Raw genomic sequence first — 19,686 nt, 5'->3', positions numbered from 1 at the left:
GGTGTGAAGCGCCGGAAGCATCGAAAAGGGAGGAAGCGTCACATGCCAGTCACGAGGATACCGCAAGCCGACGCCGCCCCGGACCAACAAGACCTAGGGGGAGACGCCGACTACGAGATCGATGCGGGAGATGACAACGACAGCCGCACGCCGATTACCGCGCGGCGACCAGCGAGCGAAAACGAAGTGTCTGAACAGTTAAGCCGCACAATCGAGTCCGAGGTCATTCCCCGGTTGATGTTGGCCCACCGGATATCGCCGGAATGGGGGCTGGCCCCCCTGAAGGGCGAGCCGCAACTCAAGTCGGGCAATGTCGAGGACTTCACGCAACTCGTTCTCCAGAACGATTTTGCATTGGCGGCCGCCTACATAGAGGCGCGTCGCGCGGAAGGCGCCGCGCTCGACCAGATTTTTCTCGAGTTGATGGCTCCGACGGCCCGGATGCTCGGGGAATACTGGGACAAGGATTATTGCGACTTTACGCAGGTGACGATCGGGCTGAGTATGCTGCAGCAGCTTTTGCGCAAGTATAGCCCGGCAGCCACGGTCGACGGCGAGGTGAACGCGCCGCTGCGCCAGGCGCTTGTCATGCCCGCCCCCGGTGAGCAGCACACCTTCGGCATCAGCATGGTCGAGGAATTCATGCGCAGTGGAGGGTGGCGCGTTGAACACCATCCCGCGCAATCGGCCGAAGACCTTGTAAAGATGGTGCAGGACAACTGGTATGCGCTTGTGGGCTTGTCCTTGAGCCACGAGGCGTTATACCAAAACCTATCGAATTGCATCGGCGATATCCGCCGCCAGTCGCGCAACGGGTCGATCGGCGTTATGGTTGGCGGACCGTTCTTTCTTGAACACCCGGACCTGATCCAGAGCGTGGGCGCCGACGCAACAGCCGTGAACGGGCCTGACGCGGTCGTGCAGGCGCGCGCTCTGGTCCACCGCAAGCAGAGCGGTGGTTGAGAATGAGCATTGGAGCTGTTGGGCAGGGCATTATGACGAAAAGCACTGCTGTCCACGATGGTGTGATGCGCTTCAGAGCGCCTGAGGAGACCATCGGGGACCTGAACGCGGCTGCCGCCGCGAACGTAATCGCTGCCGCTGCCGACATAGCTATTATAATCGACAGCGACGGCATCGTGCGCGATCTTGCCCTCAGCGATGAAGACCTCTCCGTGGCGCCGCCGGACAACTGGGTTGGCAAGCCCTGGCAGGAAACCGTCACGACGGAGAGCAAGCCGAAAATCCGAGAAATGCTGGCCGCAGCGGCTGAGGATGAGCAGCCCCGCTGGCGTCAGGTGAATCATCCCACGCCGGAAGGCAGCAGTTTCCCGATACGCTACGCAGCGATTCCTCTCGGGGATCAGGGGCATATCGTTGCGATCGGCCGCGACATGCGGATGATGTCAAATTTGCAACAGCGGCTGATCCACGCACAGCAGACGATGGAGCAGGAATACGCGCGCTTGCGCCACACGGAGACGCGCTATCGCCTGCTGTTCCAGATGAGTTCCGAGCCCGTGCTCATCATCAACGCCGCCAACGCTAAGGTCACAGAGGCCAATCCAGCCTCCGCGCGACTGCTGGAACGTGACATCGACCGCATTGTGGGAGCAGGCTTCCCGCAGCTGTTCGACAGCCGCAGCCGCAAGGAGATTCAGTCGCTGTTCGCTGCGCTGGGAAGCTCCGGACACGCGGACAGCATCAAGGTCCGCAGCGCCGAAAGCGGTGCAGAGTTCACACTCAGCGCCTCGGTCTTCCGGCAGGATAGGGCGACCCTGTTCCTGGCGCGTCTCAGTCCGGCGGAAGGCGCGGAAGGCCCCGCCACGTTGGGCAAGGAGGCGACCAACCTGCTCAGCGTCGTAGAGAACGCGCCGGAAGGCTTTGTCGTAACCACGACGGACGGCAAGATTCTTACGGCCAACACGGCGTTCCTTGAATTGGCGCAACTGGCTGTCCCGGAACAGATCCGCGGCGAGTCGCTGGATCGCTGGCTCGGACGCCCGGGCGTTGAGTTCAATGCGCTGGTTCACAACCTGATCGAGAACGGCACCATCCGGCTGTTCGAGACGATTGTGCGCGGGCAGTACGGCTCCACGACGGAGGTAGAAGTTTCTGCTGTTGCGGTGCTGAGCGGCGAGACGCCATGTCTCGGTTTTGTCATCCGCAACGTCAGCGGCCGGCCGGCGGGAATGGAAGCGCCGGAACATCCGATGGCCCGCTCCGTGGAGAAGCTGACCAAGCTGGTGGGACGCGTGCCGCTGCGCGATCTGGTACGCGAGTCCACGGACATGATCGAGAAGCTGTGTATCGAGGCGGCGCTTGAACTGACCAATGACAATCGCGCCTCGGCCGCCGAACTTCTCGGCCTGAGCCGTCAGAGCCTCTACGCCAAGCTCCATCGCTACGGCCTGCTCGACAGCGACTCCGTGCCGGATAACGGCTGAGAGTCAAGCTGGCGCGACACGCCGCTGACGGATGTGTAAAGTCTTATTGACGCCCATCAGCGTCAAGTGTACTTTACTGATATGTCCGGTTCCGTGAACAGCAAGGTGGCTCCAAGGCCGGCTCAGCGCCCCGCGCCTGCGGCGGTTCTGGAGCTGTTGAAGCCCATCACATGGTTCGCGCCGATGTGGGCGTTCGGCTGTGGCGTCGTTTCGTCCGGCGCTGCGGATTGGGCGAGCCTGCCGGTGATTGCGGCTGGCGTCGTACTTGCGGGGCCGCTTGTCTGTGGCACCAGCCAGGCGGTCAATGACTGGTTCGACCGGCATGTCGACGCCATCAACGAGCCGGACCGACCGATCCCGTCGGGCCGCATCCCCGGCATGTGGGGGCTGTACATCGCTATTGCCGGCACGTTGATTTCGCTTGCTGTCGCCGCTGCGCTCGGCCCTTGGGTATTCGCGGCCGCCGTTGCCGGCTTGAGCCTCGCCTGGGCCTACAGCATGCCGCCGCTTCGTCTGAAGCAGAACGGCTGGTGGGGCAACGCTGCCGTGGCGCTTTCTTATGAAGGCCTTGCCTGGTTCACCGGCGCGGCGGTGCTGACAGCGGTGCTGCCGGACTGGAAGATCGTCATGCTTGCCGGGCTCTACAGCTTCGGGGCGCACGGGATCATGACCCTGAACGATTTCAAGGCTATAGAAGGCGACCGCGAGATGGGCGTGCGCTCGCTCCCCGTCCAGCTTGGCGCAGACCGCGCGGCAAAGCTCGCCTGCGTGGTCATGGCTCTGCCGCAGGTCGTCGTCATTGGCCTGCTGTTCGCCTGGGGCACGCCTTATCACGCCGCAGGCGTCACCGCGCTACTCATTGTCCAGTTCTTCCTGATGCGCCGCCTGCTGCGCGACCCGCGCAAGAATGCCCCGTGGTACAACGCGACGGGAACGACGCTTTACGTACTCGGCATGTTGATCAGCGCCTTCGCCGTGGGCGCCGTCCTGATGGAGCAAGCATGACCGCGAAACCGCTGAGTTGGTTCGAGATCGTTCGGCTGGGTCTCGTGCAGACCGCGCTCGGAGCGATCGTGGTGCTGACGACATCAACGCTCAACCGCGTCATGGTGGTGGAGCTTCAGTTCGCGGCCATGCTGCCCGGCGCCCTCGTCGCGTTGCATTACGCCATTCAGCTGCTGCGCCCGCGCTGGGGCTACGGTTCGGATGCTGGCGGGCGGCGTACGCCCTGGATCATTGGCGGGATGGCCATTCTCGCCCTCGGAGGATTGGGGGCCGCTGCATCGACCGCGCTGATGGCTGTCTCGCCGACGCTCGGGATTGTCTGTTCCGTCATCGCTTTCACCGCGATCGGCGTGGGCGTCGGCGCGGCCGGTACTTCGCTGCTCGTCCTGCTGGCGACGCGAACCGCGTCGGGTCGTCGGCCGGCGGCCGCCTCGCTGGTCTGGATCATGATGATCGCCGGTTTTGTCGTAACGGCGGGGATCGCCGGCAGCTTCCTCGATCCCTATTCGCATGAGCGCCTGGTCGCCGTGGCGGCGGGCGTGTGCGCGACGGCTTTCTTCCTCACCATCCTCGCTGTCTGGGGCGTGGAGCGGGCACCGTCCGCGTCAGAGCCAACCGAAACCGGACAATCCGAATCGAAACCGCCCTTCATGCAGGCCCTCAAGGAGGTCTGGGGCGAACCGACCGCGCGGCGCTTCACCGTCTTCGTCTTCGTATCCATGCTGGCTTACAGCGCGCAGGACCTGATCCTGGAACCGTTCGCGGGCCTCGTCTTCGACTTCACGCCGGGGCAATCGACCCAGCTTTCGGGCGTCCAGCACGCGGGCGTGCTCGTAGGGATGCTGCTCATCGGCGTGGGCGCGACGCTCATTGGCCACCGCGATGCTGCCAGCATGCGCCAGTGGACGGTTGCCGGCTGCATCGCGTCGGCCGCGGCGCTCATCGGCCTGTCGGTCGGCGCGTTCGTCGGCGCGTCTTGGCCGCTGTGGAGCAACGTCTTCGCGCTTGGCCTGGCCAACGGCATCTTCGCCGTTGCGGCGATCAGCGCGATGATGGCGCATGCCAGTTCCGGGCGCGAAAAGCGCGAGGGCGTGCGCATGGGCCTGTGGGGCGCGGCGCAGGCGATCGCCTTCGGCCTGGGCGGCTTCCTTGGCACGGCCGCTGTCGATCTGGCGCGCAGCATCTTCGACACCTCCATCACGGCGTACGCCACGGTCTTCACGGTTGAAGGCGTCCTCTTCCTGATCGCCGCGGTACTCTCCCTGCGGGTCGCCTGGGCGGCCCGGAGCAACCGCGACAGCGAACCCTCCGGCCCGCCCCTGCATGCCTTCGCCGCAGGGGAAGGCTACCTCGCAGACGCAAGCGGAAGGTGAAACCCATGTCAGAGTGTCAGACTTTCGACGTTGTTGTGGTTGGTGGCGGTCCGGCGGGCGCGACGGCGGCCAATGATCTGGCCCGTGATGGGTACAGCGTGGCTCTGATCGACCGGGGCGGGCGCATCAAACCGTGTGGCGGGGCGATCCCGCCCAAGCTGCTGCGCGATTTCGCCATTCCCGAGCATCTGATGGTCGCGCGTGCGACGACCGCGCGCATGGTGGCGCCGTCAAAGAAGGCGGTGGACATGGACATCGGCGGCTTCGTCGGCATGGTTGACCGCGAGGAGTTCGACGAGTGGCTGCGCGACCGCGCCGCGCGCAACGGTGCCACGCGCTTTACTGGCAGCTTCAAGCAGATCACGCGGGAGGGCGACGGCTACGCCACGGTGCATTTCGCGCCAAAGGGGGCGCTGAACGACGCGCGGGAGACGGTGCGCGCCCGGCTGGTCATCGGCGCGGACGGTGCGCGCTCGGCGGTCGCCAAGCAGGAAGTTACGGGCGGCGAAAACAATAAGTGTGTCTTTGCCTATCACGAGATCGTCCGCTCGCCCGCGAACGGCGAGAACTTCGATGGCAGCCGCTGCGACGTCTATTACCAGGGTGAGGTTTCGCCGGACTTCTACGGCTGGATTTTCCCCCATGGCAAATGCACAAGCGTCGGCGTGGGCAGCGCGCAGAAGGGCTTTTCCTTGCGCGGGGCCACGGCTTCGCTGCGCCAGAAGTCGGGGCTGGAAGGCGTCGAAACGATCCGCTGCGAAGGCGCGCCAATCCCGCTCCAGCCCCTGAAACGGTGGGATAATGGCCAGGACGTGTTGCTGGTCGGCGATGCGGCGGGCGTGGTCGCACCCGCGTCAGGGGAGGGCATTTTCTACGCCATGACCTGCGGCCGCCGCGCGGCGGAGACGGCCGGCGTATTCGTGCGCACGGGCGATGCCAGGGTCCTGCGCCAGGCGCGCAAACGCTTCATGAAGGAGCACGGCATGGTGTTTCGGATTCTCGGCATCATGCAGCACTTCTGGTACCGCGATGACGGACGGCGGGAGCGCTTCGTCAACATCTGCGCGGATCGCGACGTGCAGCGCCTGACCTGGCAGGCCTACATGAACAAGAAGCTGGTGCGGGCGAACCCGATTGCGCATGTGCGCATCTTCTTCAAGGACATGGCGCACCTGTTGCGGATCGTGAATCCATGACGGATCGTGCGACGCGGATGTCCGCGCTGTGGACGCAGGTGCTGGCGGCGGGGGCGGCGGCCGTGGTCGTGGCTGTGCTCGGCAGTACAATGACCGACATCGGGCCGTGGTATCAGAGCCTTGAGAAGCCTTCCTTCCAGCCGCCTGACTGGGCCTTCGGCCCCGCGTGGACGATCATCTTCGCGCTTGCCGCGCTGGCGGGCGTGACGGCGTGGCGCGCGGCTGATGGCGTGAGTCGGGAATGGATCATCGGCCTGTTCGCGCTGAACGGCACGCTGAACGTGCTCTGGACGGTGCTGTTTTTCCGGCTGCAGCGGCCGGACTGGGCGCTGATCGAGGTGGTCTTCCTATGGTTGTCGGTGCTCGCGTTGCTTGTCTACCTCGGCCGGTTTTCGAAGCTCGCGGGCGCGCTGATCGTACCGTATCTGCTCTGGGTCGCGTTCGCCGGTGTGGTGAACTACCAGATCGTCCAGCTGAACGGGCCATTCTGAGCGATGGGCGCGGTCGAAGCGCTGTTCGCCTCCGGGCGGGTCGTGGATATCGCGCTGGCGCTCATGGCGCTTGAAGCGCTGGGGCTGTGGGCGTATCGGCGCGCGCAGGGCCGTTCGTTTCCCCTCGCGGACATCGCCTGGAATCTGGGCGCTGGCGCTTGCCTGCTGCTCGCGCTGCGCGCCGCTCTGACGGGGGCAGGGTGGCCGTGGATCGCGCTTTTCCTCACGGTAGCTCTCGTCGCGCATATCGGCGATTTTCGCCGTCGCCTTGCCGCACGCTAGGGCAGCGCGTTATTCCGCCTCCGCGGTCTCGGCTTCCGCGCCGCCCTTCACGCGCTGTGCGAGCGCCGCCTCGATGAAAGGTGTGATCTCGCCATCCAGCACCGCTGACGGATTGGTATTCTCCAGCCCCGTGCGCAAATCCTTCACGAGCTGATAGGGTTGCAGCACGTAGGAGCGGATCTGGTGCCCCCAGCCGATATCGGTTTTCGACGCGGATTCGGCATGGGCGGCTTCCTCCCGCTTTTGCAACTCCATCTCGTAGAGCCGCGAGCGCAACATCGCCCAGGCGGCAGCGCGGTTCTTGTGCTGCGAGCGTTCGTTCTGGCACTGGACGACAATGCCGGTCGGCTGGTGGGTGATGCGCACCGCGCTGTCCGTCGTGTTGACGTGCTGGCCTCCGGCGCCGCTGGCGCGATAGGTGTCGATACGGCAGTCGCTCTCGTTGACCTCGATCTCGATGTTGTCATCGATCACGGGGTAGGTCCATACCGATGCAAAGCTGGTGTGCCGGCGCGCATTCGAATCGAACGGTGAAATGCGGACCAGCCGGTGGACGCCGGACTCGGTTTTCAACCAGCCATAGGCGTTGTGACCCTGGACCTGCAGCGTCGCGGACTTGATGCCGGCTTCCTCGCCGTCTTGATATTCGACCACTTCCACCTTGTAGCCGCGGCTTTCGGCCCAGCGCATGTACATGCGCATCAGCATCTGCGCCCAGTCCTGGCTTTCCGTGCCGCCGGCCCCGGAATGGATTTCGACGTAGCAGTCATTGGCGTCGGCCTCGCCGGAGAGCAGGGCCTCGACCTCCTGCTTCTGCACGTCCTGGCGCAGGGTTTCCAGCGCGGCTTGCGCATCGGAGATGACCTCGTCCTCGCCTTCGGCCTCGGCCATCTCTATCAGTTCGATATTGTCCCTGAGGCGCTGTTCGAGTGAGGCGTAAGTGTTGAGCGCGGACTCAAGGGTCTGGCGCTCGCGCATGATCTTCTGCGCGCGCTCGGCGTCGTTCCACAACTCGGGGTTCTCGACCTCCGCGTTCAGCTCGTTCAGGCGTTCCTGGGCAGCATCCCAGTCAAAGATGCCTCCGTATCAGGGCGAGCGACTCGCGGATATCGTCGACAACGGCTTGCGCTTCCGCACGCATGCAAACCTCCCGCAATCAGTGAATGTTCCAGCGGCGGGCGTGCCGCCTTTGCCATTGAATGTAGGGCGCGCTGCCGGGTTTGTCAGTACAGCCCGCCAGCCTCAGGACGTGCACCTTCGCCCTCGGCACCCGGCGCGAAGGCACTCGGATAGCCGACATAGGAGAAGGGGTCCGGCGGCTCGTTGCCCGGCTTGAACGCCTCCATGATGACATTCTCGTCGTCCGGCTGCGCACGCAGACCCGTCTTGGCGTTCACGCGGATCAGCTTGATGCCCTCCGGCGCGCGGAACGGCACTGCCGGCTTGTCCTTCAGAGCCATCTGCATGAAGTCGGTGAAGATGGGCGAGGCGACGCCACCGCCTGTCTCGCCGCGCCCCATCGGGCGGGGCGTATCGAAGCCGACGAAGACGCCAGCCGCGAGGTCGGGCGTGAAGCCGATGAACCAGGCGTCCTTTTCGTCGTTGGTCGTGCCCGTCTTACCGGCCACCGGCTTGCCGATCTTCTTGGCGCGGTACCCCGTCCCGCGCTTCACAACGCCTTCAAGGATCGAGACCATCTGATAAGCAGTCATGGCGTCGATCACGCGCTCGCGGTTGTCAATCAGTTCGGGCTCCTGCTGTCCCAGCCAGGCTTCCGCCTGACAGCCGATGCAGTCGCGCTGGTCATGACGCCAGATCGTCTCGCCATAGCGGTTCTGGATGCGGTCGATCATGGTCGGCGTGATCTTGTTGCCGCCATTCACAAGCATGCTGTATCCGGCAACCATGCGCATGAGGCTGGTCTCGCCCGCGCCCAGCGCCATCGACAGCACCGGCATCAGGTCGTCATAGATGCCAAAACGCCGCGCGTATTCGCGAATGATCGGCATGCCGACATCCTGCGCCAGCCGCACGGTCATGAGATTGCGCGACTTCTCGACGCCGAGCCGTAGCGTCGACGGACCATAAAACTTGTCGCCATAGTTCTTCGGTCGCCACAGCCCCTGTTCACCCGGCTGCTCGATCGCAATGGGAGCATCCAGCACGATGCTGGAGGGCGTGTAACCATTGTCGAGCGCGGCGGCATAGACGAACGGCTTGAAGGCCGAGCCGGGCTGACGCAGCGCCTGGATGCCGCGGTCGAACTGGCTCTTGTCAAAGCTGAAGCCGCCCACATGGGCGAGCACGCGCCCGGTGTGCGGGTCCATGACCGTGAGCGCGCCGCCGACCTCCGGCACCTGCATCAGCCGCCAGCCATCCTCGGCCCCGGGGCGGACGCGAAAGCCGGCGATTTCCTTGACCTCGGCGAGGTTCTCCTCTGCGTCTGCACTTTCCCCAGTAACTCTTGGGGGCGCCAGGTAAACAACATCGCCAACGCTCAGGACGTCCTTGGCCGAGCTGACCTTTGGCCCGCGCGTGGGGACCTGGTTCCTCATGACCTGCTCACGCGCCCATTCGATCTCCGAGAACGGGACGGTCACCGTGCGGCGCTTTTCTTCCAGTTCGCCCGTCTTGGTACGGCGTGGGCGCAGGCCTGCCACGGCCTGGTCGTCCGTGACCTCAAGCACGACGGCCATCCGCCAGGGCTCGATATCGCCGAGCACATCCTTCTCGGCCAGCTTCCTGCCCCAGTCGCCGGATGGGTCCATGGTGTCGACAGGTCCGCGATAACCGTGCCGGCGATCATAGGCGACGAGCCCCTCGCGCAGGGCCTTGCGCGCCAGGACCTGCAGTTCCGGGTCGAGGGTGGTGCGCACCGACAGGCCGCCGCCGTACAGGCCTTCCTCGCCGTAGCGCGCCACCAGCGTGCGCCGCACCTCTTCGGCGAAATACTCGCCGGCGAAGACGTTTCCGCGGAATGGCCTTGGGTTCACCTCCAACCCGCGTGCCTTCGCCGCCTCGGCCTGCTCGGCGCTGATGTAGCCGTTCTCGCGCATCTGGTCGATCACCCAGTTACGCCGCGCGATCGCGCGCTCCGTGTCACGAAACGGGTGATAGTTGTTCGGCGCTTTCGGCAAGGCGGCGAGATAGGCCGCCTCGTGAACCTGAAGCTCGTGCAACTCCTTGCCGAAATAGTTGAGAGAGGCGGCAGCGATGCCGTAGGAGCCCATGCCGAAATAGATCTCGTTGAGGTAGAGTTCGAGGATCTTGCCCTTGTCGAAGGCGCGCTCCATACGGATGGCGAGCATCGCCTCCTTGATCTTCCGCTCCAGGCTGCGCTCGTTGCTGAGCAGGAAGTTCTTGGCGACCTGCTGCGTGATCGTCGAAGCGCCGACGAGGCGGCGGTTGTTCATGTAGTTCCGGATGTTCGTGACGACCGCACGCATGATCGCCGGGATGTCGATGCCGCCATGCTCGAAGAAATTCTTGTCCTCGGCCGAGAGAAAGGCGTGGATGGCCACATCCGGGACGGTCTCGACTGGCACATAGAGCCGCTCCTCGCGCGCGTACTCGGCGATCAGCCGGCCGTCATTGGCGTGCAGCCGGGTCATCACTTTCGGCTCATAATTGGCGAGCGCCTCGTAGTCGGGCAGATCCTGGGAGAACTGCCAGAGGATGTATGCCGCGATGGCGGAGGCGGCCAGGAAGACGATGACCCCGGCGGTGAACATGAAGCCGAACAGACGCAGCATGATGCTCTTGCGTCGCTTGGGCCGCCGCGGCGGCTGAACGCTCAGGTTAAAAGGCATCGTTGCGCGACATCCTCTCGACTGCTGATCTCTTCCATGGCGGCGATCCGGGCGCGCAGGGGCGCCAGAGGAGGTCGAATCGCTGCCGTGCCCGACTCACCCTTCTAATCGTTTCGGCCTCCATTCGCCATGTGCGGCGCAGATTTTTGCCCATCCGCGCTGGCTAATAGGGTAGGCGTACCTCACGCTGGCTGAAGAACGCTTCGACCGCGCGCGCCATCCGCTCGGCAACTTGTCCGCGCCATTCGGCTGATTTCAGCAGTTTTTCATCCTTCGGATTGGTCAAGTAGCCCAATTCAAGCAGCACCGAGGGGATGTCGGGCGCGCGCAAGACGCGGAAATCCGCGGATCGCATCGGCTTCTTGTTGAGAACCATATGGCCCTTCAATTTTGTCAACATTGTGCGGCCGAAGGCGATTGAATAGTTCTTGGTCTCCCGCCGCATCAGGTCGAGCAGGATCATGCTGACCTCGTCCTGGGCCTCGTCAAGCTGCATGCCGGCGATGAGGTCGGCGCTGTTTTCCTTCGCCGCCAGGAGCCGCGCCTGTTCGTCGGAGGCTTCTTCGGACAACGTGTAGATTGTCGCGCCGCGCACGAGTTTGGCGTAGCGGTCGGCCAGCGCGTCTGCATGGATCGAGATGAACAGGTCGGCATTATGGTGATGCGCGATGTCCACGCGCTCGGCCAGCGGAATGAAGATGTCATCTTCGCGGGTCAGGAACACGTCGAACTTGCCGATGGCATCGAGTTTCTTTTTGAAAGTGCGGGCAAAGGCGAGCACCACCTCTTTTTCCATCGTTCCGCCCTTGCCGATCGCCCCGGGGTCGACGCCGCCATGACCGGGGTCGAGGACGACGACGGGTTTTGCTTTGCGCTGGTCGCGTTCGGTCTTGTCAAACGGATCGGGTTGACTGCGCTGCTGGCGTTGCTGGGGCGGCTCGCCGACGATGGTCATTTCGCCGGTCCGCTTGGCGAATTCCTTTGAGGTGATGGCGGCGAGGTCGATGACCAGCCGCGCCGGGTTCCCGTTGGCGGCCTCTTGAACAAAAGCCTTCTCAACCGCGACGGGCTTCACCACATCTATGACAATTCGGGATTTGCCTGGACTGAACAGGCCGTAGCGAAACGCGCTGATGAGGCCGCGGCCCTCGGTGCCGAGCTTTGGCGGCATCTGGAAGTTGACTTCCGGCAGATCGACGACCACGCGGTACGGATTGGCCAGCGTGAAAACGCGGAAATCCACCGGCTTGGACAGGTCGGCCACGAAGCGCGTCTTGCGCAGGTCGCCGCCCACGCGGGCATCCTTGGCGACCGGGTCGGCAAGCGCCCCGGCGGCAAGGCAACTGAACAGCACCAGTGCCGCAAGACAGGTGCCGGAAAGCTGCTGCAAAGCCCGGATTGGTGCGATGTTTGCTGCTCTCAGGCCGAACCGCCTCATGAGTCGCCCTCGCATGATCTGTAGACCTGACGCTGCCGGATCGTTCCGGTCAACGCCACAAGGGAAACGCCGCCGGCACAAGAGGCCACGGACGCAAATGAATCTCAAGCGTTTCGGCGCCCCCATTGTTGGTTAACGCTATCTTTCGTTTTTAACGCGATTAAGGCGGTGCCGTTACGAGTCGCTTGCTGGAAGCAGCTTACACGTTTAAGAAGAAAAGGGCTGAACAACGCCCGGGAATGCCCGCGGTCAAGATTTCGGCACGGCTGGCGCCATGTTACCATTTCCTTGCTGAGTCGCAGGATGTGAGTGGCGCTTCTCGTCGGGATCGATCGGACATCGCCATTCGCGGCGGGCACTCGCAAAGCGGCGCGTCGTTCACAGGCGCCCAAGGCAGTGCGGCACGCGGCTGATGCCACCAAGCGGCACGAAGCTGCGGCCTGAAACATCGCAAGGGTTTCGCCGAGGGACCGGCGGAGGATGTCCGGTGCCCTCGACAGGTGAATGAGAATTCCCGCCACTGATCCATCGCGGTTGGCGGCGGAAAACGGGTCGGACGATTTCCGCCCGAACATGTTTCGCGCCGAAGTTTTTGGCGCAGGAAACGCAAGGGTTGGTCTTTGACGCCGCTGCGAGGATGGGCTCATCGAACGGGCGCCCGCTGCGCAGCATGAGCAAAGGCTGGAGAGGCAACACACGAATCGCGTCGCAATGCTTTACCCGATCATGACCGGAACGAGAGCTGCTGACAGGTCCGCCCGAGACGCGGGCGCTGGGCCTGTTGTGTTCAGCTGCAGAGTGAGTCCGGTCGCCGAGCGGGTTCCGACGCTTGGATCAAGTGCGCGCTCCCCGTGTCAGCGCGAACCGGCTCTGATCGAGACGGCTCGGCGCGGTGAGGCATTGCGCGCGCCGGAGACAGATTACAATGGGAAACAAGATGCTCATCGACGCCGCGCACCCGGAAGAGACCCGGGTTGTCGTTCTGCGCGGCGACCGTGTCGAGGAATTCGACTTTGAATCAGCTTCGCGCAAGCAACTGCGTGGCAACATCTACTTGGCGAAGATAACGCGGGTTGAGTCATCTCTTCAGGCCGCCTTCGTGGACTATGGCGGGAACCGCCACGGCTTCCTTGCCTTTAACGAAATTCACCCGGACTATTATCAGATCCCGGTCGCTGATCGCCGGGCGCTGCTTGAGGAAGAGGCCCAGCTTTCGCGCGCGTCCGCCAACAGCGGCGGCGACGACGCCGTCGCCGAAAACGGCGACAGCGAGCAGGCAGAGGCGGACAGCGAGCCCGGCGCGCGGGAAGAGGCCGGGGAGATGGCGCTCGACGGTGTTTTGCCGCCGGAAATCTCCGAGGAACTGGCCGCCGCGGTCTCCCGGGCGGAGGAAGCTGCCGATGAAATCCCGCCGGAGGTTCACGCCGCGAAGAAGCAGCGTCTGACCGAGCGGCTGGAGGCGCTGACCCAGGACGCGCTCGAAGAAGAAGATAGCGGCCCGGATGAGACGCTGGACGCCGAGGCATTGCGCGAGGCGGAGACCGCGCCCGATGAGGACGCCAACGGTGACCGGCGTCCGGTGAAGGAAGGCGAGGATGTCGAGGCCGTCGGCTCCGGCGACGCGCTAGAGGAGGTGCCGCAGCGTCGCCCCCGCAAACGCCGGCGCAATTACAAGATTCAGGAGGTGATCCGCCGGCGCCAGATCCTGCTCGTACAGGTCGTGAAGGAAGAGCGTGGCAACAAGGGCGCGGCCCTGACGACCTATCTGTCACTCGCCGGACGCTATACCGTCCTGATGCCGAACACCGCTTCGGGCGGCGGCATATCGCGCAAGATTGCATCGCCCGCCGACCGCAAGCGCCTGCGCCAGATCGTGGACGAACTGGACGTGCCCGAGGGCATGGGCCTGATCATCCGCACGGCCGGCGCCAGCCGCACCAAGGCGGAGATCAAACGCGACTTCGAATATCTGCTCCGGCTCTGGGAGAATGTGCGCGACCTCACGCTGCAGTCCACCGCCCCGGCGCTGGTCTACGAGGAAGGCAACCTCATCAAGCGGTCGATTCGCGATCTCTACAGCAAGGAGATCGACGAAGTTCAGGTGGCGGGCGAGACGGCCTACCGCGAGGCCAAGGACTTCATGCGCATGATCATGCCGAGCCATGCGAAGAACGTGAAGCCCTATCGCGAGCCGGAGCCGATCTTCATCAAGAACAATGTCGAGCGCCAGCTCGACGCCATGTACAGCCCCTATGTCACGCTCAAGTCGGGCGGCTACATCGTGATCAACCAGACCGAGGCGCTGGTGGCCATCGACGTGAATTCGGGCAAGGCCACGAAGCAACACTCGATCGAGGACACCGCTCTACGCACCAACATGGAAGCGGCCGAGGAAATCTCGCGGCAGTTGCGCCTGCGCGACCTGGCGGGGCTGATCGTTATCGACTTCATCGACATGGAAGAGCGGCGCAACAACCGTGCCGTCGAGCGCAAACTGAAGGAGTCGCTGCGTCACGACCGGGCGCGCATCCAGATCGGTCGGATCAGCGCCTTTGGTCTGCTGGAGATGTCGCGCCAGCGCATCCGCACGGGCGTGCTGGAAGGCTCGACCAGCCTCTGCCCGCACTGTCAGGGCACGGGCATCATCCGCTCGGTCGAATCGGTGGCGCTCTCGGTGCTGCGCGCGCTGGAGGACTACCTGCGCTCCAACAAGGTGATGGACCTCACCGCCGTCACGTCCGGTGAAGTTGCGCTTTATATCCTCAACAACAAGCGCGAATACCTGAACGACATCGAGCGGCGCTTTGGCGTGCGTCTCGGGGTTGTGACCGACGAGCGGATGCAGGGCAGCAGCTTCACCATCGAGCGGATGGCGCAGGAGCCCGGCACCGAGACCGAGAGCAACGTCGTCGTCCAGATGGATTGGGGCTTCGAAGCGCCTGCGGAGGCGAAAGGCGAGAGCGAAGAGGAGTCACGCAAACGCTCGCGGCGCAAGCGCCGGCGCAGCCGCAATGGACGCAAGGAGGCCGAAGAGGCCGTGGCCAGCGCGGAAGCACAAACTGCCGAGGAAGCGGGCGGCGCTGAAGAGGAGGCCCGTGCAGAAGGGGAAACTAGCGACGACGCCCAGCGTGCGCGCAAGTCCCGCCGGCGCGGTCGGCGCGGTGGCCGTCGTCAGCGCGCTCGGCGCGAGAGCGGCACGGAAACAGGCGTGAGCGAGGCGGTCGGCGAGAGCGCGCCGGGGGAAGAGAGCGCCGCGGCGGAAGCCGTTGCCGAGAAGCCCGAGCCCGCGGAGGAAAGCGCAGCCGCTGAGGCGACCGGGCGTGTAGAGGAAAGCGCTGCGCCTGAGCGGGCCGAAGTGGTCGTCCATCCCCGGGCTGAAGGCGCTGTCGACGTGGCGGAGATCGAAAAAGCGCCGGCGGAGCACGCCGAGGCCGAAGCCCAGCCGGCGGAGCGGCAGCCCGCCGACGTTGTCGACATGACGGCCCAGCAGGAACGGCCCACGGCCGAAGAAAGAGCCGAGACAGACGCAGCAGAGGGCGGAACGACGACCGCTGAGGCCGAGACAGAAACCGTCACGGCCGAGGCCGAACCGGAACGCAAGCCACAGCGCCCGCGCCGGCGCGGCTGGTGGCAGCGGCGCTGATCGCGCCGCTCACGGTTCTGCAGGGATAAAAGATGCGGCGCAGCGGCTTTGCGCTTCAGCCCTGCGCCCCGGTCTCCATCTCAAGCTGGTCGAGCGGGCACTCGCGCCCCTTCTTGCGGCATTTGCGGCGGTACTCGCCGGCCCAGAACTCGTAAATGCCCAGAGACTTCGCCGCTTCGGCGCATTCCAGGATCAGGGCTTCTCGATCGGCGTGCGTGTCTGCGTCCTTCCAGGCCTTCTTCTGCTTTTTCGTCCGGCCACAGCCGACGCACACGCCGCGCTTGTCCTTGCATATGTCGATGCAGGGAGAGGGGAGTTTGTCGCCCTTTTTACCCAACCTTGCCTCCTGATCTTTGCGCTGATGCACGTTCGTCAGAATAGGAGAACCTGACTAATTCGATCAAGAATTATCGGCAGGCCTACATGAAGAGGCGCTCGCCCTCCATCCCCTTATAGAGGTCGGCAACGTAGTCCCCGTAACCATTGTAGATCTGCGTCGGGATGCGCTTGTCCGTGCCGATCACCTCTTCGGTCTCCTGGCTCCAGCGAGGATGCGGCACATCGGGGTTCACGTTCGCCCAGAAGCCGTATTCGGACGGTGCGATCTCCTCCCAGAACGTTGTGGGGCGCTGATCGGTGAACTCGAACAGCACGATCGATTTGACCGACTTGAAACCGTACTTCCACGGCACGGCCAGACGCAGCGGCGCGCCGTTTTGCCGCGGCACCGGCTTGCCGTACATGCCCGTCACCATGAAGGTCAGATCGTGTGCGGCCTCCTTGATCGTCAGCCCTTCTGTATAGGGCCAGGGATACCAGTGCTGGCGCTGACCACGGGCGACATCTGCGTTCATGAAGGTCTGCATTTTCACGTACTTCGCCTTGCCGAGCGGCTTGGCGAGGTCGAGCAGCGCCTTCATGGGGAATCCGCTCCAAGGAATCACCATCGACCAGGCCTCGACGCAGCGCAGGCGATAGACCCGCTCTTCCAGCGGCATCTTCTTCAGCAGTTCATCGATACCGATTTTAAAGGGCTTTTCGACCTCGCCCTGAATTGCGATTTCCCATGGCCTGATGGGAAGCGCCTGTGCTGCTGACGAGATCCGTTTGTGCGAGCCGAACTCGTAGAAATTGTTATAAGTGGTCGCGGTCTCTTCAGGCGTAATGGGCCGGCTGACCTTGTATTCAGGGTTGCGCGGGACCGGATAAAGCCCCGCGCTTGGGTCTTGCGCCGCCATCGCCATGTCCGACAGGCCCGCCCCGAGGCCGCCGCCGACCAGCCCGGCGCCGGCCACTGCGCCCGCGCCCTGCATGAAGCGGCGGCGGTTCAGGAACACCGTTTCATCCGTAACGAGCCGTTCCGGCAGTTCCCAACCCTTCTTGCGAATGATCCGCATCAAAACTCTCCCGCGTCGTTGCTGCCCTCATTATAGGGAATGAGGCGGGCGAAAGGATCACACGGCTCTTCACGCTTTTGCGATGTTGCGGCGCTTCGCGCCGGTCTGCGGCTCTGTTGCCCGCATCAGGCGGCTGCTGATTCGCCTGCGATGATCTTTTCGGCCAGCTTGCCGTTCAGCTCCTGCATGTGATCGAAGCGCGCCGTGAAGGTGCCGACGCCCGCGGTCGCCGAGCGCAGCTCCAGGATCAGGTCGCGCGTTTCCGCCTCGGGCATCTCGCCCCAGACCACGTCCCAGCCAGGCCAGCCCTGCCGCGTGTCGAAGCCCTGAATATGGCCACGCCGCGCCGAGATGATCTGGTTGATCTTCGGTGTCGCTTCGCTGGGGGCGGCGATTTCGACATGGCTGAAGGGCTCCAACAGGACCGGCTCGCACTTCGGCATTCCTTCGGCCATCGCCATGCGGCCCGCCGCGCGGAACGCCTGTTCCGATGAATCCACGCTGTGATAGGAGCCGTCCTTGAGCGTCACGGCGATGTCCACGACCGGAAAGCCGAGCGGGCCTTCGCCGAGGAAGTCCCGGATACCGGCTTCAACGGCGGGGATGTATTGCTTTGGCACCGCCCCTCCGGTGATCTTTTCGGAAAATTCGAAGCCACTGCCGCGCGGAAGCGGCTTGATCTCCAGCACGACGTCACCGTATTGGCCGTGGCCGCCGCTTTGCTTCTTGTGGCGGCCACGCACCTCGGTGCTCTTCTTGATGCTCTCCTTGTAGGGGATCTTGCGCGGCCGGGTTTCGGCGCGGATGCCGTATTTGCTCTCCAGCCGCTCCAGCGCCAGGCGCAGATGCATCTCGCCGAAGCCCCAAAGCTCCATGCCGCCTGTTTCGGTGTTATTGATGAAGACGAGTGAGGGGTCTTCGTCGCAGATCTTGGCGAGCGCGGTGGTGAGCCGGACCTCGTCCTTGCGCTCAGAGGCGTTGATGGCGACGCCGTAGACCGGCGCGGTGCCCAGTGCGACGAAATGCTTGCGCGGCTCGTCCTTCGCGGTGGAGGCCATATCGCCGGTCTTGGCGTTATCGAGGCGTGCGAGCGCGACCGTCTCGCCAAGACCGGCGGCTCCACGCTTCGAGGCCTGAGAGCCTTTCATGGTCAAGACGCCGGCGCACCGGTCCTCGCCTTCGGGCGCATAGACGGTCGAGCCCTCGGCCACCTCGCCGCGCAGCACGCGCGTCACGGAGAGCTTGCCGCCGTGGGGGGTATGCACCGTTTTCACGATCCCGAGCGCGCTCGGCCAGGCCGCCACGCCAAGCCGCTCGGCGGCCTGATCCACCTGCGGGACCTCGTGCCGTAGCGCCTTCAGCAGCCGGAAGATGCCGTTGCCGCGCTCCGCCGAGCCGATGAGCACCGGGCAGATCGCCCCTTCGCGCAGCTCCTTCGCGAGATCGTCGAAGACCTGGTCGCGCGGCGGCTCTATATCCTCCAGCAGCTGTTCCATGAGCTGATCGTCGTAATCGGCGAGCTGTTCGAGCATCGAAAAGCGCGCTTCGGCCTCGCGGTCGCCGGCCTCCGAGGGCATCTCGATCACCTCGCTCGGGGCGTGCTCGCGGTAAACGAAGGCGCGCTCCAGCGCCAGGTCGATAAAGCCTGTGACGATGCCTTTCTCCCAGATCGGAATGTGGCGCAGCACCAGCGGGCGCTGACTGGCCGGCTGCAGCATCGGCAGGATGTCCCGGATGCGCATGTCCGCCTTGTCGATCTTGTTGAGGAACAGGAAGTGCGGGATGCCCTGTTCCTCCAGATCACGCAAAGTCAGTTGCAGCGCCGGCACCTTGCGCGGATCGGCCTCGCAGACGACGACAGCGGCATCGCAGGCGGCGATGGCCGGCACGCTCTCATAATGGAACTCGACCGAGCCGGGACAGTCCAGGAATGTGAACTGGTCGCCGATAAACTCGGTCTGCCCGACATTCATTTCCACGCTCATCTGATGCGCGCGAGCGGAGGGATCGTGATCGCCGAGTGTGTTGCCTTCGCCGATGCTGCCCTGTCGGCTGATCGCGCCGGTGCGCGCCATCAGGGCTTCCAGCAGCGTCGTCTTGCCGCTGGCGTACGGACCGACCAGAGCCACGCAACGGGGGCCGTGGGTGTCATGCGCGCCGGTATCCGCCATTTCTTCCTCCGCTGTTTATTTATCGGGTACTCGCTGGATCAAATATGGTCGCAAGCACATGCGGAGATGGCAAGGGCGGAAGCGGGATTATTTCCGCGCGAAACCGGCGATCGAGTCGGGCGGCTGAGCCGATTTCCGAACGTCGCGCCAAGTCAGGCTCTTCGCGGGCGCATGGCGCAAGACATCAAGTGTTGAATTGCTGAAAAATGCCACGGGGCGGCAGGGCGCGCGCGGCGACAGCAGCCCTGCCGCCGCTCGCGTCAAGAGTTCCACACGATTTAATCGGCCAGCCGTAACTTTCCCGCGCGTGCGCGCGTTCCAGAGTTGGTCTAATGCTGCAAGAGTATTGTGCTGTTGTGGCGCATTTCTGTGTTTGTTAGGCGGCTTCAACCGGGGCGTCTTGGGCGGGTTTTTGTCCGCCGGGCCAGGCGAGA

At 64.2% G+C, this 19,686-nt stretch carries 14 protein-coding genes; 8 read left to right on the top strand and 6 right to left on the bottom strand.

The features are described 5' to 3' along the window. Nucleotides 1-42 precede the first annotated feature (42 nt). The 7 genes from BXY53_RS08975 (at nucleotide 43) to BXY53_RS08945 (ending at nucleotide 6,794) form a co-directional block, all read left to right on the top strand. Complete coding sequence (locus BXY53_RS08975; RefSeq protein ID WP_170144385.1) at nucleotides 43-963, top strand: cobalamin B12-binding domain-containing protein; 921 nt, start codon at nucleotides 43-45, stop codon at nucleotides 961-963. A gap of 65 nt (nucleotides 964-1,028) precedes the next feature. Continuing rightward, nucleotides 1,029-2,447 (top strand): transcriptional regulator PpsR, encoded by a 1,419-nt coding sequence (ppsR, locus tag BXY53_RS08970; protein ID WP_210209179.1) that lies wholly within the window; start codon nucleotides 1,029-1,031, stop codon nucleotides 2,445-2,447. 81 nt (nucleotides 2,448-2,528) lie between these two features. Then, on the top strand, nucleotides 2,529-3,452 hold the full coding sequence (chlG, locus tag BXY53_RS08965; protein ID WP_119061482.1) for a chlorophyll synthase ChlG: 924 nt from the start codon (nucleotides 2,529-2,531) through the stop codon (nucleotides 3,450-3,452). Beyond that, entirely contained in the window at nucleotides 3,449-4,825 is a 1,377-nt protein-coding gene (locus BXY53_RS08960; protein ID WP_119061481.1) for a BCD family MFS transporter, read from the top strand. Before chlG ends, BXY53_RS08960 begins: the two co-directional genes overlap by 4 nt. A 5-nt stretch (nucleotides 4,826-4,830) precedes the next feature. Further along, entirely contained in the window at nucleotides 4,831-6,021 is a 1,191-nt protein-coding gene (locus tag BXY53_RS08955) for a geranylgeranyl diphosphate reductase (protein ID WP_119061480.1), read from the top strand. Next, nucleotides 6,018-6,512, top strand: a complete 495-nt coding sequence (locus BXY53_RS08950; protein WP_119061479.1) for a TspO/MBR family protein — start codon at nucleotides 6,018-6,020, stop codon at nucleotides 6,510-6,512. The genes BXY53_RS08955 and BXY53_RS08950 overlap by 4 nt, the downstream gene beginning before the upstream one ends. A gap of 3 nt (nucleotides 6,513-6,515) precedes the next feature. Next, on the top strand, nucleotides 6,516-6,794 hold the full coding sequence (locus BXY53_RS08945) for a hypothetical protein (RefSeq protein ID WP_119061478.1): 279 nt from the start codon (nucleotides 6,516-6,518) through the stop codon (nucleotides 6,792-6,794). Nucleotides 6,795-6,803: 9 nt separating this feature from the next. On the opposite strand, the gene prfB is transcribed toward BXY53_RS08945, so the two are convergent. The 3 genes from prfB to BXY53_RS08930 form a co-directional block, all read right to left on the bottom strand. Beyond that, nucleotides 6,804-7,935 (bottom strand): peptide chain release factor 2 gene (gene prfB, locus BXY53_RS08940; RefSeq protein ID WP_119061477.1). Its coding sequence is split into 2 segments (ribosomal slippage): nucleotides 6,804-7,865 and nucleotides 7,867-7,935, totalling 1,131 coding nucleotides; the frame shifts between segments, so codons are not numbered across the junction. 82 nt (nucleotides 7,936-8,017) lie between these two features. Beyond that, nucleotides 8,018-10,603 carry a penicillin-binding protein 1A gene (locus BXY53_RS08935; RefSeq protein WP_119061476.1) on the bottom strand — a complete coding sequence of 862 codons (2,586 nt, stop codon included), beginning with the start codon at nucleotides 10,601-10,603 and terminating at the stop codon, nucleotides 8,018-8,020. 163 nt (nucleotides 10,604-10,766) lie between these two features. Then, nucleotides 10,767-12,041, bottom strand: a complete 1,275-nt coding sequence (locus BXY53_RS08930) for an N-acetylmuramoyl-L-alanine amidase (RefSeq protein ID WP_119061475.1) — start codon at nucleotides 12,039-12,041, stop codon at nucleotides 10,767-10,769. Between the two features lie 925 nt (nucleotides 12,042-12,966). Between BXY53_RS08930 and BXY53_RS08925 the strand changes: the two genes are divergently transcribed. Continuing rightward, the gene (locus tag BXY53_RS08925; protein WP_119061474.1) at nucleotides 12,967-15,684 is read left to right on the top strand and encodes an Rne/Rng family ribonuclease; all 2,718 of its coding nucleotides are present in this window, start codon (nucleotides 12,967-12,969) and stop codon (nucleotides 15,682-15,684) included. A gap of 55 nt (nucleotides 15,685-15,739) precedes the next feature. Here the strand turns inward: BXY53_RS08925 and BXY53_RS08920 are convergent, their stop codons facing one another. The 3 genes from BXY53_RS08920 to BXY53_RS08910 all read right to left on the bottom strand — a co-directional run bounded on the left by BXY53_RS08920 (nucleotide 15,740) and on the right by BXY53_RS08910 (nucleotide 19,252). After that, a complete protein-coding gene (locus BXY53_RS08920; protein WP_119061473.1) occupies nucleotides 15,740-16,021 on the bottom strand; it encodes a DUF1289 domain-containing protein in 282 nt (93 codons plus the stop codon). An 82-nt stretch (nucleotides 16,022-16,103) separates the two neighbouring features. Next, nucleotides 16,104-17,081, bottom strand: coding sequence for a protein-methionine-sulfoxide reductase catalytic subunit MsrP (gene msrP, locus BXY53_RS08915; RefSeq protein WP_119061472.1), 978 nt, complete (start codon nucleotides 17,079-17,081; stop codon nucleotides 16,104-16,106). 125 nt (nucleotides 17,082-17,206) lie between these two features. Next, nucleotides 17,207-19,252, bottom strand: coding sequence for an elongation factor G (locus BXY53_RS08910; RefSeq protein WP_119061471.1), 2,046 nt, complete (start codon nucleotides 19,250-19,252; stop codon nucleotides 17,207-17,209). Between the last annotated feature and the right edge of the window lie 434 nt (nucleotides 19,253-19,686).

Source organism: Dichotomicrobium thermohalophilum (genome assembly GCF_003550175.1).
GTDB lineage: Bacteria > Pseudomonadota > Alphaproteobacteria > Rhizobiales > Rhodomicrobiaceae > Dichotomicrobium > Dichotomicrobium thermohalophilum.
The sequence above is the reverse complement of the archived record's forward strand: the minus strand, read 5'-3'. Positions and strand labels throughout refer to the sequence as shown.